A 1818-nucleotide genomic window follows, 5' to 3' on the forward strand; every position below is an offset into this window, starting at 1 on the left:
TCCCGAAAAAGAGTTATCAGCGACTCAATATGGCGCTGAACTCATTGAAATCCTTAATGTGTCTCGCGGTGATCCAAAGCTTGCCTCCCAAAAGCTTGAAACCTTAAAAGCAACGAGCCCTACGCAACATAAAGCCATCTATCGTGGTTATGAACTAATGATTTTATCGAATCTCGCACAGCATGATCTCGATAAACAGGCTGTGTCTGAATACACACGACAGATCAAGGCATTAGCACAGCGTGAAGATATGGGGTGGTTAAAGGCGCAATCTTTAGTTGAACTAGCGATTGAGCAGATGAGTCAAGGTGAATTAGTAGAGGCTGAATCTCAAGTTAAAGCAGCAATAAGTATCGCTGAATCAATCCAGTATGAAGAACTGTTGATAAAAGCCTACAACACTGTTGGGTCGATCAAAAACATCCAAAATGATTTTTCCGAAGCTCAGTATTTTTTTCATAAGGGCTTAAATCTTGGCAAGAAATACCCACGGCATATCTATAACAGTAAGTTGATGTCGAATATGGCATTGCTTTATATCTATCTGGAAGATTGGCCGAAAGCACTCAAACTTATCGAACAGGCCAAAAAACTCTATATCAAAAGTGGACTACGCGATGGTTCAACCATCGGTGTGTTATATGTTAATGAATCATTTGCTTATCTACGCAGTGGCGACTTAGTAAAAGGTCGAGAGGCTTATAAAAGTGCCACCAAATTTAATGATGATAGCGTAAGTGAAAGGTACAAAATCCTTCTTCTAAAAGCTCAGAGTGAAGTACTGCTAGCAGAAAAAAACTTTGAGTTAGCAAGGAAAGTAACAAACCAATGTATTGGTTACCCGGGTGTTGCAAAGTACACACTCCAACTGGGTCAGTGTTACTTAAACAGAGCTTTAGCAAATATCGGTTTGAACCAAGATAACTTTGTTTTCTTTGATCTAAAACGTTCGTCTACGATGTTTGATATTGTTGGCAGCCGTAGTTGGAAGGTGCTTGGTTTCAAAGCGCTTGCAGAATACTATGAATCTAAAGGCAACAGTGAAATTGGACTTCGGTATTTCAAGCTTTATTACAAGGGCAACAAAGCGCTGTTATTTGAAAAGCGTCAGAGTGATATCTTTTTATTAGAACAAGACTTTGCTACGGCTTCATTAGCGAAAGAGAATGAACTGCTTAATGCAGAAAAAGAGCTCGCAGAGATGACGCTAGATAAACAGAGCTTAAAAGACCGCATTGTTGTCGTACTCGGTGTTATGGTCATCATAAGCTTTGCTGTACTTCTGGTAAGGTTATGCACTATGCATAAGACCAACAAAGAGTTGGTTAAGCAATCGACGAGATGTGAGTTGACAGGTTTATTCAATAGACGCTACCTAGAACAATTGTTAACTCAGCCAATGCCATACCGTTTGTCGCCGTTCGGGTATACGCTTGCTATTTTGGACTTAGACCAATTTAAACGAGTCAATGATACATACGGACATGATATTGGGGACCAAGTTTTGGTAGAGGTTGCTAAGCGTATAGAGCGAGCGCTATCAACAAACGATGTGTTGGCTCGATGGGGTGGGGAAGAATTCGTTTTACTGCTTGCTGGCACTCAAGACCCAGACGAACAGTTGGAAATGATAAGGCAAACAATCGCTGATCAAACGATAGAAACGTATTCCGGTCCGTTAGCGTTAACTACATCAATTGGTGCGACCATTCATTTAACGTATCAAGAATTAAATAGCAGTACCTACAAACAGCATTTGAAATCAGCAGATGACGCTTTATATCAAGCAAAACAATCAGGGCGTAACCAGGTGGTCAT

Annotated in this window: 1 protein-coding gene; it reads left to right on the forward strand. The window is 40.5% G+C overall.

Annotated features, from left to right (window positions below):
- Positions 1-1818: diguanylate cyclase domain-containing protein (locus tag AB4496_RS26120; protein ID WP_372132800.1), on the forward strand; the 1818-nt coding region annotated here is incomplete at both ends.

It is taken from the genome of Vibrio sp. 10N.222.46.A1, from assembly GCF_041473595.1.
GTDB lineage: Bacteria > Pseudomonadota > Gammaproteobacteria > Enterobacterales > Vibrionaceae > Vibrio > Vibrio tasmaniensis_A.